The following is a 16,262-nucleotide window of genomic DNA, read 5'->3' on the forward strand; positions in this document are numbered from 1 at the left end:
CAGGACGCCCATCGACGACGCGCGGCCCGGTGCCGGTCAGCGTCGTCGGGCCGCCCGCACAGAACACCGAGGTAACGCCCTTGCCCGAGTCGACCGACTTCGTCGCCCTGCAGGATCCGGACGTCATCGAGGGACTCGACTATTGGCGGACGCTCCCGATCAAGCAGCAGCCGACCTGGCCGGACGCCGCCGCGGCCGAGGCCGCCTCGGCCGAGATCGCCACGCTCCCGCCGCTCGTGTTCGCGGGCGAGGTCGACAAGCTGCGTGAGCGGCTCGCCGCCGCCGCCCAGGGCAAGGCGTTCCTGCTGCAGGGCGGTGACTGCGCCGAGACCTTCGCCGGTGCCACCGCCGACTCCATCCGCGACCGGGTCAAGACGATCCTGCAGATGGCCGTCGTGCTGACCTACGGTGCCTCGATGCCCGTGATCAAGATGGGGCGCATGGCCGGGCAGTTCGCCAAGCCCCGCTCGAGCGACTTCGAGACCCGCGGCGACGTCACGCTGCCCGCCTACCGCGGCGACATCGTGAACGGCTACGACTTCACGCCGGAGAGCCGGACGGCCGACCCGCGCCGCCTGGTGCAGGGGTACCACACCGCTGCTTCCACGCTGAACCTCGTCCGGGCCTTCACCCAGGGGGGCTTCGCCGACCTGCGCCAGGTGCACTCCTGGAACAAGGGCTTCGCCTCGAACCCCGCGAACGCCCGCTACGAGCACCTCGCCAAGGAGATCGACCGCGCGATCCGCTTCATGGACGCCTGCGGTGCCGACTTCGAGGCGCTCAAGCACGTCGAGTTCTACGCCTCGCACGAGGGGCTGCTGATGGACTACGAGCGCCCGATGACCCGCATCGACTCGCGCTCCGGCCTGGCGTACGACACGTCCGGGCACTTCATCTGGATCGGTGAGCGCACGCGCGACATCGACGGCGCCCACGTGGACTTCCTGTCGCGGGTGCGCAACCCGATCGGCGTGAAGCTCGGCCCGACGACGAGCGTCGACGACATGAAGGCGCTCGTCGACAAGCTCGACCCCAACCGTGAGCCGGGTCGCCTGACCTTCATCACGCGGATGGGCGCCGGCAAGATCCGCGACGAGCTGCCCAAGCTGCTCGAGGCGATCAAGGGCATGGACGCCAACCCGCTGTGGGTCACCGACCCGATGCACGGCAACGGCCTGACCACGCCGACGGGCTACAAGACCCGCCGGTTCGACGACGTCGTGGACGAGGTCCTCGGCTTCTTCGAGGCGCACCGCCAGGTCGGGACGTACCCGGGGGGCATGCACGTCGAGCTCACCGGTGACGACGTCACCGAGTGCCTCGGCGGCTCGGAGCACATCGACGAGGCCACCCTCGCCACCCGCTACGAGTCGCTGTGCGACCCGCGCCTCAACCACATGCAGTCCCTCGAGCTCGCCTTCCTGGTGGCCGAGGAACTCGGCGCGCACCAGCCCGACCGCTCGTAACGCAGGAACCGTTTCGTCAGAGCGACAGAACCCCGCGGCATGTTCGCGGGGTTCTGTCGCTTTCGCGTGTCGGACGGGAGGCCCGTGACGGCGCCGCCACGGGCCTCCCGTCCGTCCTGGGGTCGCGTCCAGGGCCGAGGGTGCGGTGTCCGCACCTACTGGTCGTAGGACAGGGTGATCGTGTCGCCGCGGTAGACGGTGGCGCCGGCGCCCGGGTCGGTGCCGGTGACGGGCAGCTTCGACTTCCAGTCGTAGAAGCCGCAGAGGATGTTCGTGCAGTCGGGCACGGACACCTTGAGGCCGAGGTCCTCGAGGGTCTTCGTCGCCTCGTTGATCGTGGGCCGCTCCGCTCCGAGGTCCGGCACGGTGATCGGCGTCGGCCCCTTCGACACGACGACGTCCACCGCCGACCCGCGCACGGCGGGGGAGTCCTGCACGGCGGCGGAGACGATCTGGCCCGAGAGCACGGTGTCGCTGTACTCCTCGGTGCGGGCGCCGAGGATCAGGCCGACCTCGTCGAGTGCGGCGGAGGCCTCGTCGACCGTCTTGCCGACCACGTCGGGAACCGGCCCGAGCGAGACGGTCAGGGTGACCGGCCCGGTCTCGCCGTAGGCCTGCACCGTCGTGAGGTCGAGGGCCTTGCCGCCGGACGCCCGACCGGTCGCCGCGACCACGGTGTCCTTCGGGGCATCGGCGGAGAACTCGTACCGGTCGTCCTGCAGCTCGAAGTCGTCGTCGAGCGCGGCCGTCACGGTGGAGAGCGGCTGGCCGACGATCGCCGGCAGCGGGATCATCCGGGGGCCGTTCGACACGACGATCTGCACCGCCGTGCCCTTCTGCACCTCGCGCTCCGCGGCCGGCTTCGTCGTGGAGACCTGCCCCTTCGCGACGACGGCGTCGAACCGTGTCCCGGTCTTCGACGCCGCCTGCAGGCCCTGTGCTTCGAGCAGCTGCCGGGCCTGCGAGACCGACTTGCCCGTGACTTCCGGGATCCGCACGTTGCCACCCGGCCCCGGGCCGAAGTACCAGCCGAAGCCGGCTCCGATCAGCGCGAGCACGACGACCACGGACAGCAGGATCCAGCCGCGCTTCCGACGCTTCGCCGACTGGTCGGCGAGCCGCTGTCCGGCGGGGGAGAGCACGCCCGGCTGGGCCCCGGTGCGACGGGGACCCGGAGCGTTGCCGCGGGCACGGGCGGGCGCTCGACCGCGGTCGCCGGTGTCCCGGTCGCCGGACCGGTCGATGATCGCGGTCTCGTCCGCTCCTGCGGCTCCTGCAGCCCCCACCGAGGCGGCGGCCGCTGCGGCACCGAGCGTGCCGGCGCCACCGGACGGCAGGATCGCGGTCCCGTTCTCGGGGCGGAGCACGGCCGTGCGGTACTGGCCGGTCGCGCGCTGCTGGTTGCCCGACATGTGGTCGAGCATCTCGCGGGCGTCGCGGGGGCGGTCCTCGGGGTCGCGTGCGGTCGACCAGGCGACCAGCTCGTCGAGCTCGGGCGGCACCCCGGACACGGCGGCACTCGGTGCCGGCACGGAGTCGTTGGCGTGCTGGTAGGCGATCTGCATCGGCTGCTCGCCCTTGTAGGGCTGCTCGCCGGTGAGCATCTCGTAGAGCATGATGCCGAGCGCGTAGATGTCGCTGCGCGAGTCGGCGGCGCCGCGCGTCACGAGCTCGGGGGACAGGTAGGCGATCGTGCCGAGGAGTGCCGCGCCGGTTGCCGTGTTCGCGGTCGTGGCGCGGGCCAGGCCGAAGTCGCCGAGCTTGATTCGGCCGTCGTCGGCGAGCAGGACGTTCTCGGGCTTCAGGTCGCGGTGCACGATGCCGGCGCGGTGGGCCGAGGCGAGGCCGGCCAGCACGGCGCGCAGGATGTCGGTCGCCTGCTCGGGCGTCAGGGCGTGGTGTTCCTGCAGCAGGTCCCGCAGCGTGATGCCGGGGATGTACTCCATGACGATGTAGGCGATCTCGCCCTCGGCGCCCTGGTCGTAGACGCCCACCAGGTTCGGGTGCGACAGCCGGGCGGCCGAACGGGCTTCCTGGATGAAGCGCTCACGGAACGCCTGGTCGTCGGCCAGGTGCCCGTGCATGATCTTGATCGCGACGCGTCGCTCGAGGCGCACGTCGGTCGCGAGGTAGACGGTCGCCATGCCCCCGCGCGCGATGCGGGAGCGGACGCGGTACCGCTGATCGATCATGCGACCGATCATCGGGTCCGTGGCGGCGTTGGTGGTCATCGGCGGCATTCTACGAATCGAGACCGCACTCGGACGCACCGGCGCACCGGCCGTGACCCAATCTCGATCTTCCGGATGAGGCTCAGAGGGTCGCCAGCCAGCCCTCGGCGGCGCTCGCCCAGGTGGCGTAGGCCTTCGGGTAAGCGGAGAGCTGCACGGCCTGGGCCGCGTCGGTGATGCTCATCGAGGACCAGCCGGGCACGTCGAGCAGCCCGCGGGTCTTGCCGGCGTTCGGGTTGTTCCGCCCGCCGAAGAACAGCGCGGTGGCGTGCGCCGGATCCTGCAGCTTCAGCGCGCTGCCCCAACCCTGGCTCGGGCGCTGCTGGAACAGGCCGACCGAGTCGCGGTCGCCGTGCGGCAGGTTCCGGAGGCTCGACTCCTGCATCGCGGCGGCGAGGGCCACGACGATGCCGCGGTCCGGGACGCCGAGCGATCGACCCACGGCGACGATGGTCGCGGCGTTCTGGCGCTGCTCGGCGCTCAGGCCGACGGCACCGCTGACCGCAGCACTCGCGGCGACCGCGGGCGCGGCGGTGGCGTTCGACGACGGGATGACGAGCGTCTTGCCGGCGTAGATCGTGCTCGTGTACGACAGGCCGTTCGCCGACAGGAGCGACTTGACCGAGACGTGGTGCGCGGCGGCGATCGAGGCCACGGTGTCGCCGGCGCTGATCTGCACGCTCGACTTGGTCGACGGGGCCGAGGCGGTGGAGACCGACGGCGTCGACGACGTGCCGTGCGGCACCCGCAGCGTCTGGCCGGGGTAGATGACGCTGCGCTGCGACAGATTGTTCGCGCTGAGGAGCGCCGTGGTCGACACGCCGACGCGGGACGCGATGCCGGAGGCGGTGTCGCCGTGCTTCACGTGGTAGCTCGAGGTGTCCGAGCCGGAGCCGCCGGTCGACCCGGAGGTCCGGACCGCGGCGGTGGTGACTGCGGGGGTCGATGCCAGGTGGAGGGTCTGCCCGGGGTGGATGATCGTGTTCCAGCCGAGGCCGTTGCGCACGAGGATCTCCTGCGCCGACAGGTCGAAGCGGGCGGCGATGCCCGAGACCGTGTCGCCGTGGTGGACGGTGTATGTGGTGGGGGCCTTCGTGGTCGCGGCGACGGTCCGCACGACGGTCTGCGACGGCCGGGCGACGGCGGTGCCGAACACCGGGCGGTCGGTCACGGTGCGGTCCTGGTCGACGTGGCGCTTGTGGTTCGCGTCGGCGTCGTCGTGCCGGGGCTCGGCGTGCGCGACCGGGCCGGTGAGGCCTGCGGTCACGGCGATGGTGCCCGCGAGGACGATGGGCATGGTGGCGAACCGGGCGGATCGTGCGCGCCGGGCGACTTCGTCTGCAGCGTGGTCCACGGGTTTCTCCTGATCTCGACTGAGCCGTGCGCACGCATGCGCGCACTCACAGGTGCCACAACGCTGGCATGGCCTGATTCCCAAGTCAACCAGAGAGTCAGATGGGGTGGATGTGACGAATGTGACGAACGAGGCGCATTCACTCCGGCGGTCACTCTGGCACCATGGGCGTGTGAGTGCCGCACCCGTCGACGACCTGTCCCTCTCCGAACGCTGGCTGACCGTCCCCGAGCTGGTGGACATGTTCAGCACCAGTCCCGGACGGATCCACCGACTCTTCGAGCAGAAGACCCTGCTCGCAGCCCGCGTCGGCGGTGTGCTGCGCGTGCCCGTCGAGTTCCTCGAGGACGGCGAGCCCATGCCCGAACTCCGCGGCACGCTGATCGTGCTCGGTGACAACGGCTTCACCGACGACGAGGCCGTGCGCTGGATGCTCACCGTCGACGACGCGATGGGCACCACGCCGATCGCGGCGCTGCGCGCCGGTCGCAAGGCCGAGGTGCGTCGCATCGCCCAGTCGTTGCTCTAGACGCGTTCCGGACAGACGGGAGGCCCGGTGCCAGCTGGCACCGGGCCTCCCGTCTGTCCTGGGGGTGTGTCTAGGACGACCGGCGGCTGACCGTGTCGGCCAGCGACGCGAGCTGCTCGCGTGCCGACGGCGTCAGCGGCGAGGCGTCCAGCGCCGCCTTCGCGCGCTGGACGTGCCGCTCGATCGACCGTTCCACGGCGGCGACGGCACCCGACTCGGTGAGGGTCGCGCGGAGCATCTGCACCTGTTCCTCGTCGAGGTCGGGGTCGCCGAGGAGCTCGTCGAGGAGCTGCCGCGGGCCGCTCGCCAGCGTCTTGCGCGCCGAGGCGATGAGGACGGTGCGCTTGCCCTCGCGCAGGTCGTCGCCGGCCGGCTTGCCGGTGACCTCGGGATCCCCGAAGACGCCGAGCATGTCGTCGCGGAGCTGGTACGCCACGCCGAGGGGGAGTCCGAAGGCGCGGAGGCCCTCGAGCTGGGAGTCGCTCGCGCCGGCGACCAGGGCGCCGATGACCAGCGGGGCCTCGATCGAGTACTTCGCCGACTTGAAGACGATGACGCGCTGGGCGCGGAGCAGGTGCTCGGACTCGTCGATGACGGGCCAGGCGGTTTCCTCGTGCACGTCGAGGTACTGCCCCGCCGTGACGTCGAGGCGCATCGCGTGGAATTCCTGGCGGACGATGCGGGCCCGCACCGGGTCGAGGAGCGCGAGGCCCTCGTCGAACACCGAGTCGCTCAGCGAGAGCAGCAGGTCGCCGAGCAGCAGCGCGGAGTTCGTGCCGTACTGCCCGCGGTCGCCGACGAAGCCGGACTCCTCGTGCAGGGACTCGAAGCGGCGGTGCGCGGCCGGACGCCCACGACGGGTGTCCGAGCGGTCCATGATGTCGTCGTGCACCAGGGCTGCGGCGTGGAAGACCTCGAGCGCTGCGGCGACCGTGACGACGGCCTCGGCGGTGGTCTGCCGGGACCCTTCGGCCAGCGGGTCGAACGAGCCCGAACGGCCCGCCACCGACTGCCATCCCCAGTAGCAGAACAGCGCCCGGAAGCGCTTGCCGCCGGACAACAGGTCTCGGGCGTACCGGTCGAACGGCGCGAGGTCGGGGCTGATCGCGAGGAGCCGTTCACGCTGCTCGTCGAGTGCCCGGTCGATACGCGCCGATACGAGGTCCACTAATCGCGTACTCTCAGCCACGATCCCTACCCTAGTGGAGTGGTCGAGGCATAGAATCGGTCCACTCAACCCGCGTTTTTCAACCCCGCGTCGATCCCAGGAACAGAGGGAACCAAGATGCCGCTCTCGGAACAGGAGCAGCGCCTTCTCGAAGAGATGGAGCGCAGCCTCTACCAGAACGATTCCGATTTCGTGGCTCGTGTCACACGTCGACAGGGTCGTCCGACGTACACAGCCATCACGCTCGGTGTCCTCGGCGCACTCGCCGGGGTCGCCATCGTCATCGTCGGCCTCGTGATCAAGGCGCCGCTGCTGGGCATCCTCGGTTTCGTCGTGATGCTCGCTGGTGTCCTGTTCGCGCTGCGCCCGGGCATGCGTGCCCCGAAGGCGAAGCCCGCTCGGCCGGGCAAGCCCGCGTCCGGTGGGTCGGCGCGTCCGTCCGCCGGTGGTGGCGGGTCCTTCATGGACCGGATGAACGAGCGCTGGGACAAGCGCAACGACCAGAGTCAGTAGCTGACGGGGGTCGCCAGGACTCCCTCCACACTCCTCCACGGGGTCGGCCTTCGGGTCGGCCCCGTTTCGTGTTCCCGGTGGCCTGTGGGTCGGGCGGGCCGGGGTCGTGCCGGCGCGAGTGGTCACGACATGCCGTGTGCTGGCCGCCGAGGTCGCAGGAACCGTCGGCTGGGGCCCGCGCGAGCGACAGTTCGTGACCACTCGGCGTCGCGGTGGCGGTGCGTCGTGACCACGCCCTGACCGGCGGCCGGGCGTGGTGGAGCCGACCGTGCGCCCGCGTGAGCGCCGCGGCCGAGGTGGGACGGGCCTCCAGGCCGGGGAGGCCGGGGTGGACCGCCGCGGGTGCGTGCGCGAGTGGTCACGACGTGCCGCGCGGTGGACGCCGAGGGTGCAGGAACTGTCGGCTGGGGCCCGCGCGAGCGACAGTTCGTGACCACTCGGCGTCGTGGGCCCGCGGCGCGCCCCGAGGCGCTCCACCGGCTGCGAAAGTCCTCCACTTTCCTCCACGCCTGCTCCGGCCCTCGCGAACCGCATGGATCCGGGCATCCGCGGTCATCCCTGTGGGGTGCATTCCGGCTTCGATGCCCCCAGTAGGGGTGTTGCGGGCGGAAAAGGGAGCGGATTCCTGGTCGAGGGGAGGGGAGTGGAGTAAAGTGGGGCTCGCAACGGTCCGGTGGAGCGGAGGGGAGGCCCGACGTGCTGCTCGGTACTCATGCCCCGAAGCTCGACGAGAAGGGTCGCGTGATCCTCCCCGCCAAGTTCCGGGACGAACTGTCCGGCGGGCTCGTGATGACCCGCGGCCAGGAACGCTGCGTCGTGGTCTTCAGCGCCCGGACGTTCGAGGAACTCCACGAGCGCATCCGGACCGCCCCGATGACGTCGAAGCGCACCAGGGACTACATGCGTCTGTTCCTCTCGGGGGCCAGCGCCGAACAGCCCGACAAGCAGAACCGCGTGACGATCCCGCAGAACCTCCGCGAGTACGCGGGGCTCGAGCGGGACCTCACGGTCATCGGCAGCGGTGACCGTGCCGAGATCTGGTCCACCCCGGCGTGGGAGGCCTACTACGCCGAAGCCGAAGAGGCATTCGCCGACAACGACGAGGAGGTGATCCCGGGGATCTTCTGATCCGCGGATCGGGACTCCCAGCCGTGAAGCCCTGACGCCACTTCCCCGGTGTCAGGTCGCATGGATGGGGATCCGGACCCACGGCCCAGGAGACGAGGGGCTGCACATGGCCGACAACGACAACGAGACGCCACGCTTCCCGCACACGCCGGTGATGCTCCAGCGCATCGTCGACCTCTTCACGCCGACGCTCGAGGGCCCGGGCAAGGTCGTCGTCGACGCCACGCTCGGCATGGGCGGCCACTCCGAGGGCCTGCTCGAGCGGTTCCCGGAGCTGACGCTCATCGGACTCGACCGCGACACCGACGCACTCGGCATCGCGGGGGAGCGCCTGGCCCGCTTCGGCGACCGCGTCCGCCTCGTGCACACGGTGTACGACGGCATCGTCGACGCGATCGAGGGCGAGGGCTTCACGAAGGTCGACGGTGTGCTGTTCGACCTCGGCGTGAGCTCGCTGCAGCTCGACCGGGCCGAGCGCGGGTTCGCGTACAGCCAGGACGCACCGCTCGACATGCGCATGGACCGGACCGAGGGGCAGACCGCCGCCGACGTCCTGGCCACCTACGACGAGGGCGAACTCCGCCGCATCTTCCAGCGCTACGGCGAGGAGAAGCTCGCCGGCCGCTACGCCCGAGCGATCGTCGAGCGGCGGGCGACGAAGCCGTTCGAGATGTCCGGCGACCTGGTCCAGGTGCTCCACGACGCGACCCCGGTCGCCATCCAGCGTCAGGGGCACCCGGCCAAGCGCGTCTTCCAGGCACTCCGCATCGAGGTCAACGCCGAACTGAGCGTGCTCGAGCGGGCGATCCCGGCGGCGCTGGACGCCATCGCGGTCGGCGGCCGGATCGTCGTCGAGTCGTACCAGTCCCTCGAGGACCGCATCGTCAAGCGGGCCCTGGTGGAGCGCACGAAGTCGAGCGCCCCCGCCGGCCTGCCGGTGGAGCTGCCCGAGCACGCCCCAACCTTCTCCCTGATCGTCAAGGGCGCCGAGCTGGCCGACGAGGCCGAACGCGCCGCCAACCCCCGAGCAACCCCCGTGCGCCTGCGCGCGGCCGAGCGGATCCGGAACTGACATGAGCACGAACCTCGCACTCGTCGACCCTGCGGTCGTCCCGTCGCGGGCCCCGCGCCCCGACCGTCAGCACCGCCCCGAGCTGGTCGAGGTCACCCCGACCGCGGCCCAGCGCCGGGCACGCCCCCGCATCGGGTACGCCGTGGTGGCCGTCGCCGCGCTCGGGATCCTGCTGCTGGCCCAGCTCGGCATCAGCATGGTGCTCAGCCAGGGCGCCTACACGCTCAACTCGCTGTCGGCCGAGCAGACGAACCTGTCCCGCACGCAGCAGTCGCTGTCCGAGCAGCTCCGGGTCCTCGACTCGCCGCAGAACCTGGCCCGCAACGCCCAGTCGCTCGGCATGATCGCCAACTCGACGCCGGTGTACCTCGACCCGAAGACCGGTCGGGTGTACGGCACGCCGACGCCGGCGAAGCCCGACGAGGCCACGGCGTCCACCGAGAACCAGGTGCCGAACTCGCTGCTGAACGACGTCCCGCTGGCCACGAAGCCGGGGGACACCTCCACCAGCAAGGAGACGGGCACGACGAGCACGACGGACACGTCGGGCACGTCGAGCACGAAGGAGTCGTCGGGCACCACGGGCACAACGGGATCGACCGACAGCACCGCCACGTCTGAGAAGACGAGCGGCGCCAGCGCGTCGGACCAGGGGACGGCGAAGTCGTCCGTAGAGTCCGACGCGAACCCGCTCCAGGCGCCCTCCACCCGGTGACCGGCGGGTCCGCCGCACCCTCAGCACCGCCCGGGAAGGACCGCACCGCGTGACGAAGACGATCCGCAACCGACGCCTGCGCTACAGCATCGTGATGCTCGCCGTGATCGCCCTCGTCGGGGTGTTCGTGGTGCGGCTCGTCGACATCCAGGTCGTCCAGGCGTCCGAGCTGAACAAGGCGTCGGCCCAGAAGCGCAGCATCCCCGTGACGATCTACGGCACCCGGGGGTCGATCGTGGACCGCAACGGCACCGAACTCGCCGACAGCGTCACCCGGTACAACATCACGACCTCGCCGCGTCTGGTCAAGCAGTTCACGGGCAAGCTCGGCGGCACCCGCATCAAGGACGTCAGCGTCGGCACCGCCCTCAGCGCGTTGGCGAAGGCCTCCGGTGGCGACGTCGCGACCATGCGGAAGAACATCGCCGCGAACCCGAAGTCCGACTTCGCCTACCTGGTCAAGGGCCTCGACGTGCAGCACTACGAGGCCGTGCGGGCACTCGGCATCCCCTGGCTGTACCCGGAGCCGCAGGCGGCGCGGGTGTACCCGACGGGTGCGACCACGGGCAACCTGACCGGCTTCATGGGCACCGACGGTGCCCAGGCCGGCCTGGAGTACTCCTACAACCAGTGCCTGGCGGGCACCAACGGGTCCGAGACCTACGAGCGCGGCGAGGACGGCGTGCAGCTCCCGGGCAGCACCGTGACCACGAAGAAGGCCAAGGACGGCGGCACGCTCGAGACCACGATCGACAGCGACCTGCAGTACATGGCGCAGCAGACCATCGCGTCCGCCGCAAAGACCCTGCAGGCGGAGTCCGCTACGGCGACGGTCACGAGCGTCAAGACGGGTGAGCTGCTCGCGGTCGCCGACTACCCGACGGTGGACCCGAACGACGTCGACGCCACGACCGACAAGGGCGCCTTCGGTTCCCGTGCCCTGACGGCGTCGTACGAGCCGGGGTCCACGATCAAGGCCGCCATCGCCGCGGCACTGCTCGACCAGGGCAAGTCGAACCCCACCGACCAGGCGGTCGTGCCCTACTCGCGCACGTTCCCCTGGGGCGGCACGATCCACGACTCGGAGTTCCACCCCACCGAGAACCTCACGCTCACCGGCATCCTGCAGAACTCGTCGAACGTCGGCATCACCGAGCTCGGCGCACGGCTGACCGCCCAGCAGCGCTTCGACTACATGAAGAAGTTCGGGCTGTTCGAGCCGGAGACGGCCATCGACTACCCGGGCCAGCCCTCGATGGACTACGGCACGAGTCCGAACTGGGACCAGCAGACGAACATCAACTCGATGTTCGGTCAGGGCATCTCGACGACGGCCGTGCAGGTCGCGAGCGTGTTCCAGACGATCGCGAACGACGGTGTCCGGATCCCGCTGCACTTCGTCAAGGGCTGCACCACGGCCGACGGCAAGACGATCGACGCGCCCGACGTGCAGAAGCAGCGGGTCGTCTCCGCAGCCGCCGCCACGCAGGTCACCGGCATGCTGCAGAGCGTCGTCACGGGTGGCACGCTGGTGGGCATGAAGCCGATCTCCGGCTACAACATCGCCGCGAAGACGGGGACCGCCGAGGTGGCCGAGGGGTCGCAGGGCTACGGCGGTCAGCGCATCACGTCGGTGGCCGGAATGGCACCCGCCGAAGACCCCCAGTATGTTGTCACGGTGACGTTCACGAAGCCGCAGACCAACAAGTGGTCCAGCGGAGCGGCTCCGGCGTTCCGCACACTCATGTCCCAGGTGCTCGAGAAGTACCGAGTAGCCCCCTCCGCGTCCGAGGCGAAGCTCTACCCGTCCACGTGGTGAGGAAGAAGGAACACTTGTCCGCACGGATCCCCCCGGTCCTCCGACCCGAACACCCGACCCCGAGGGCCGTCTCCGAACTCGCCAACGCGTTCGGTCTGCGAGTCGTCGGCTCGGTCGACAGCATCGAGACCACCGGTGTCACCCTGAGCGCCACCGAGGTGCAGCCGGGTGACCTGTTCGTCGGCGTGCACGGTGCGAACCGGCACGGCGCGCAGTTCGCGACGGAGGCCGCCGAGCGCGGCGCCGTCGCCGTCCTGACCGACCAGGACGGCGTCGCACTGGTCGAGCCGTCCGGGCTGCCGGTGCTCGTCGTCGACGACCCCCGCGCCGCCCTCGGCGACGTCGCGGCGTGGGTCTACCGCACGCACCCCGACGAGGCCACCGACCTGCCGCAGCTGTTCGCCGTCACCGGCACGAACGGCAAGACGAGCACGTCCTACATCCTCGAGGGCATCCTCAAGCAGCTCGGCCTGGTCACCGGCCTGAGCTCGACCGCCGAGCGCCACATCGGTTCGCTCAGCGTGACGAGCCGCCTGACCACGCCCGAGGCCAGCGAGATGCACGCGCTCCTCGCCCGCATGCGCGAGAGCGAGGTCCGCGCGGTCGCCGTCGAGGTCAGCGCCCAGGCCCTCAGCCGGCACCGCGTCGACGGCATCGTCTTCGACGTCGCGGCCTTCACGAACCTGTCGCACGACCACCTCGACGACTACGCCGACATGGAGGAGTACTACCAGGCGAAGCTCCCGCTGTTCCAGCCCGAGCACGCCCGTCGCGGCGTCGTCTCGCTGGACACCGACTGGGGCCACCGCGTGGTGCAGGACTCCCGCATCCCGGTCACCACGATCACCGTGCACCCCGACGTCGAGGCTGAGTGGCACGTCGACATCGTCGAGGCGCACGCCGCCTACACCGAGTTCCGTCTGACCGGCCCCGAGGGCCGCGAACTGACCACCCGTGTGCCGCTGATCGGATGGCACATGGCGGCGAACGCGGCACTCGCGATCGTCATGCTCGTCGAGGGCGGCTTCGAGCTGGGTGCCATCGCGCACGCGCTGGAGAGCAACCACCGCCGCTACCCCGACGAGGACGACGCGAGCGAGCGTGACGGCGAGACCCACCGCGTCTCCGCCATCGAGTGCTACCTGCCCGGCCGCACCGAGCGTGTCTCCGGCGAGCACGGCCCGAGCGTCTACGTCGACTTCGGCCACAGCGCCGACGCCTTCGAGAACACCCTCGCCGCGGTCCGGCAGTTCACCTCCGGCAAGGTCCTCATGCTGTTCGGCGCCGACGGCGACCGCGACACCACGAAGCGCGGCGACATGGCCCGCGTGGCCGCGGCCGGCAGCGACATCCTCGTCGTCACCGACCACCACCCCCGCTTCGAGGACGCCGCGTCGATCCGGAAGACCCTGGTCGACGCCGCACGTGCGGCGTACCCCGACCACGAGATCCACGAGGTCAGCCCGCCCGAGGCCGCCATCCGCACGGCCGTGAGCCTGGTCGGCGAGGGAGACTCGATCCTCTGGGCCGGCCCGGGTCACCAGGACTACCGCGACATCCAGGGCGTCCGCACGCCGTACTCCGCCCGCGACGAGGCCCGTGTGGCCCTGCGCGAGGCCGGCTGGGAGCCGAACTCCGGTCCGGCGGAGGACGTCCGATGATCGCCATGACCCTCGCCGAGATCGCCACCGCGGTCGGCGGCGAGCTGATCGGCGGCGCGCAGGCGACCGACGTCGCCGAGTCCGGCGACCTGGTCGTCGAGGGCTCGGTCGAGACCGACTCCCGCCTGGTCCGCCCCGGCAGCGTCTTCTTCGCCCTGCCCGGTGAGGTCACCGACGGCCGACGCTTCGTGCCCGCAGCGGTCGACGCCGGTGCCGCCCTGGTGATCACGCCCGACCGCGTGGACACCACCGCGCCGCAGATCGTCGTCGCCGACGGGTACGAAGCCCTCGCCGCGCTCGCGCACGAGGTCGTCACGCGCGTCCGGATGAGCACCGCGGACCGCGTCGACGCCGACGGTCGCCCGGCACCCCTGCGGGTCGTCGGCATCACCGGCTCGAACGGCAAGACGAGCACGAAGAACATGCTCCGCACGATCCTCGAGCAGCACGGTGCGACCGTCGCGCCCGAGGGCTCGTTCAACAACCACGTCGGCGCACCGATCTCGATGCTCCGCGTCACCTACGACACCCGGTACCTGGTGGTCGAGATGGGCGCGAGCGGCGTCGGTCACATCGCCAAGCTCGTCTCGATCGCCGAGCCCGACCTCGGCGTCGTCCTCAAGGTGGGCCTCGCGCACGCCGGCGAGTTCGGCGGCATCGAGGCGACGCAGCGCGCGAAGTCCGAGATGGTCACCGACCTGCCCGAGACCGCCACGGCGCTGCTCAACCTCGACGACGACCGCGTCGCGTCGATGCGCGACCTGACGGCCGCGCGGGTGGTGGGCTTCGGCACGTCGGCCGAGGCCGACTACCGCATCACCGGCATCGAGACGGACCGCAGCGGCACCCGCTTCACCCTCACCGCGCCTCCCCTCCGCCCCGAAGGCGACCGTCCGACGGACGCGACCCTGTCTGGAGGCCCGGATCACGTCGACGTGCGCCTCGCGATCCTGGGTGAGCACCACGCCATGAACGCGTCCGCCGCGCTAACCGTCGCCCACCTGTGGGGCGTCCCGCTCGCCGACGGCGCCGCGGCGCTCGCGTCGATGACGCGCGCCGAGCGCTGGCGCATGGAGCTGCTCCAGGGCGGCCCCGAGGGCGTCACCGTCATCAACGACGCGTACAACGCGTCGCCCGACTCCACCGCGGCGGCGCTGCGGACCCTGGCGCAGATCGTGCGCCCGGGGGAGCGGACCGTCGCCGTGCTCGGTGAGATGGCCGAGCTCGGTGAGTACTCCGTCGAGGAGCACGACCGCATCGGTCGGCTCGTCGTCCGCCTCGGTATCGGACAGCTCGTGGTCGTCGGCCGCGGCGCGATGCCCATCCACCAGGCCGCCACCCTCGAGGGATCGTGGGACGGCGAGTCCGTGTACATCGAGGACGTCGACGACGCCGTCCGTGCCATGCAGGAGATGCTCCGCCCCGGCGACGTCGTCCTCGTCAAGTCCTCGAAGTCTGCCGAACTGCGATTCCTCGGCGACCGCCTCGGAGGTGTCACCGAATGATCGCGCTCCTCATCGCCGGCGCCACGTCGCTGGTGTTCACGTTGCTGCTCACCCCGTCCTTCATCAAGCTCTTCCACCGTCTCGGGTGGGGGCAGTTCATCCGTGATGACGGTCCGCAGTCCCACCACACCAAGCGCGGGACCGCCACCATGGGTGGCATCGTGCTGATCATCGGTGCGGTGATCGGCTACTTCGTCGGCCACCTGATCGGAGGCGACTCGATCACGCTGTCCGGGCTGCTCGTGCTGTTCCTGATGGTCGGGCTCGGGTTCGTCGGCTTCATCGACGACTTCCTCAAGGTGCGCCGTCAGCGGAGCCTCGGGCTCGGCGGCTGGGCCAAGATCCTCGGCCAGGTCATCGTCGGCGTCATCTTCGCGACGATCGCCCTGGTCGTGCCCACGTCGAACGGCAAGCCGCCGGCGTCCACGATGATCTCGGCGATCCGCGACGTGCCGTGGCTCGACTTCATGGCGCTCGGCACCGTCATCGGCACCGTGCTGTTCCTCGCCTGGATCGTCCTGCTGACGGTGTCCACGTCGAACGGCGTGAACGTGGCCGACGGGCTCGACGGCCTGGCCACCGGGTCGAGCATCCTGGCGATCGGCTCGTACGTCATCATCGGCTTCTGGCAGTCGAACCAGATCTGCGGCGGGGCACGGCTCGACTCGAACACCGCCCACGCCTGCTACACCGTCTCGAACCCGCTCGACCTCGCCGTGGTCGCGGCCGCGGTCTGCGGTGGGCTCATCGGGTTCCTCTGGTACAACACCTCGCCGGCGCAGATCTTCCTCGGTGACACCGGGTCGCTCGGCCTCGGCGGTGCCCTGGCCGGCCTCGCGATCCTCAGCCGTACCGAGCTGCTGCTCATCCTCATCGGTGGCCTGTTCTTCATCGTCACCGGCTCCGTCATCCTGCAGCGGGCCTACTTCAAGATCACCCACGGCAAGCGCATCTTCCTGATGAGTCCGCTGCACCACCACTTCGAACTGAAGGGGTGGGCCGAGGTGACCGTCGTCGTCCGCTTCTGGATCATCGCCGGGCTCTTCGTCGCGGCGGGGGTCGGACTCTTCTACCTCGAATGGATCGCACGCGTTGGTTGAC

At 70.6% G+C, this 16,262-nt stretch carries 13 protein-coding genes; 10 read left to right on the forward strand and 3 right to left on the reverse strand.

Annotation, left to right across the window (positions count from 1 at the left end; translation table 11 throughout):
* Window positions 1–80: 80 nt before the first annotated feature.
* Entirely contained in the window at window positions 81–1,466 is a 1,386-nt protein-coding gene (locus DEJ03_RS10895; protein WP_110864693.1) for a class II 3-deoxy-7-phosphoheptulonate synthase, read from the forward strand.
* 155 nt (window positions 1,467–1,621) lie between these two features.
* Here the strand turns inward: DEJ03_RS10895 and pknB are convergent, their stop codons facing one another.
* Together pknB and DEJ03_RS10905 are read right to left on the reverse strand one after the other, a co-directional pair.
* A complete protein-coding gene (pknB, locus tag DEJ03_RS10900) occupies window positions 1,622–3,697 on the reverse strand; it encodes a Stk1 family PASTA domain-containing Ser/Thr kinase (RefSeq protein ID WP_110864694.1) in 2,076 nt (691 codons plus the stop codon).
* Between the two features lie 82 nt (window positions 3,698–3,779).
* Entirely contained in the window at window positions 3,780–5,051 is a 1,272-nt protein-coding gene (locus DEJ03_RS10905; protein WP_258370753.1) for a LysM peptidoglycan-binding domain-containing protein, read from the reverse strand.
* Between the two features lie 172 nt (window positions 5,052–5,223).
* Here DEJ03_RS10905 and DEJ03_RS10910 point away from each other — a divergent pair, with 172 nt between their 5' ends.
* Window positions 5,224–5,580: an Rv2175c family DNA-binding protein gene (locus DEJ03_RS10910; protein ID WP_171907813.1), complete on the forward strand. Its 357-nt coding sequence runs from the start codon at window positions 5,224–5,226 to the stop codon at window positions 5,578–5,580.
* A 70-nt stretch (window positions 5,581–5,650) separates the two neighbouring features.
* Here DEJ03_RS10910 and DEJ03_RS10915 read toward each other — a convergent pair whose 3' ends face one another.
* The gene (locus DEJ03_RS10915; RefSeq protein WP_071405410.1) at window positions 5,651–6,769 is read right to left on the reverse strand and encodes a polyprenyl synthetase family protein; all 1,119 of its coding nucleotides are present in this window, start codon (window positions 6,767–6,769) and stop codon (window positions 5,651–5,653) included.
* Window positions 6,770–6,865: 96 nt separating this feature from the next.
* Here DEJ03_RS10915 and DEJ03_RS10920 point away from each other — a divergent pair, with 96 nt between their 5' ends.
* The 8 genes from DEJ03_RS10920 to mraY all read left to right on the forward strand — a co-directional run bounded on the left by DEJ03_RS10920 (window position 6,866) and on the right by mraY (window position 16,261).
* Complete coding sequence (locus tag DEJ03_RS10920) at window positions 6,866–7,261, forward strand: DUF3040 domain-containing protein (protein WP_110864614.1); 396 nt, start codon at window positions 6,866–6,868, stop codon at window positions 7,259–7,261.
* Between the two features lie 696 nt (window positions 7,262–7,957).
* The gene (gene mraZ, locus DEJ03_RS10925) at window positions 7,958–8,389 is read left to right on the forward strand and encodes a division/cell wall cluster transcriptional repressor MraZ (protein WP_017886616.1); all 432 of its coding nucleotides are present in this window, start codon (window positions 7,958–7,960) and stop codon (window positions 8,387–8,389) included.
* A gap of 106 nt (window positions 8,390–8,495) precedes the next feature.
* Complete coding sequence (gene rsmH / locus DEJ03_RS10930; RefSeq protein WP_071405412.1) at window positions 8,496–9,461, forward strand: 16S rRNA (cytosine(1402)-N(4))-methyltransferase RsmH; 966 nt, start codon at window positions 8,496–8,498, stop codon at window positions 9,459–9,461.
* Between the two features lies 1 nt (window position 9,462).
* The gene (locus DEJ03_RS10935; protein ID WP_071405413.1) at window positions 9,463–10,176 is read left to right on the forward strand and encodes a hypothetical protein; all 714 of its coding nucleotides are present in this window, start codon (window positions 9,463–9,465) and stop codon (window positions 10,174–10,176) included.
* 49 nt (window positions 10,177–10,225) lie between these two features.
* Entirely contained in the window at window positions 10,226–11,995 is a 1,770-nt protein-coding gene (locus tag DEJ03_RS10940; protein WP_110864615.1) for a penicillin-binding protein 2, read from the forward strand.
* Between the two features lie 14 nt (window positions 11,996–12,009).
* Complete coding sequence (locus DEJ03_RS10945; RefSeq protein WP_071405414.1) at window positions 12,010–13,656, forward strand: Mur ligase family protein; 1,647 nt, start codon at window positions 12,010–12,012, stop codon at window positions 13,654–13,656.
* Window positions 13,653–15,161 (forward strand): UDP-N-acetylmuramoyl-tripeptide--D-alanyl-D-alanine ligase, encoded by a 1,509-nt coding sequence (gene murF / locus DEJ03_RS10950; RefSeq protein WP_110864616.1) that lies wholly within the window; start codon window positions 13,653–13,655, stop codon window positions 15,159–15,161. The genes DEJ03_RS10945 and murF overlap by 4 nt, the downstream gene beginning before the upstream one ends.
* Complete coding sequence (mraY, locus tag DEJ03_RS10955; protein ID WP_071405416.1) at window positions 15,158–16,261, forward strand: phospho-N-acetylmuramoyl-pentapeptide-transferase; 1,104 nt, start codon at window positions 15,158–15,160, stop codon at window positions 16,259–16,261. The genes murF and mraY overlap by 4 nt, the downstream gene beginning before the upstream one ends.
* Window position 16,262: the final 1 nt, after the last annotated feature.

Source organism: Curtobacterium sp. MCLR17_043, from assembly GCF_003224215.1.
Classification (GTDB): domain Bacteria; phylum Actinomycetota; class Actinomycetes; order Actinomycetales; family Microbacteriaceae; genus Curtobacterium; species Curtobacterium flaccumfaciens.

Excerpts from the sequence above, each read along its gene's own strand:
- pknB (WP_110864694.1), bottom strand. The coding sequence starts at position 3,697 with ATGACCACCAACGCCGCCACGGACCCGATGATCGGTCGCATGATCGAT.
- DEJ03_RS10920 (WP_110864614.1), top strand. The coding sequence starts at position 6,866 with ATGCCGCTCTCGGAACAGGAGCAGCGCCTTCTCGAAGAGATGGAGCGC.
- rsmH (WP_071405412.1), top strand. The coding sequence starts at position 8,496 with ATGGCCGACAACGACAACGAGACGCCACGCTTCCCGCACACGCCGGTG.
- DEJ03_RS10935 (WP_071405413.1), top strand. The coding sequence starts at position 9,463 with ATGAGCACGAACCTCGCACTCGTCGACCCTGCGGTCGTCCCGTCGCGG.
- murF (WP_110864616.1), top strand. The coding sequence starts at position 13,653 with ATGATCGCCATGACCCTCGCCGAGATCGCCACCGCGGTCGGCGGCGAG.
- mraY (WP_071405416.1), top strand. The coding sequence starts at position 15,158 with ATGATCGCGCTCCTCATCGCCGGCGCCACGTCGCTGGTGTTCACGTTG.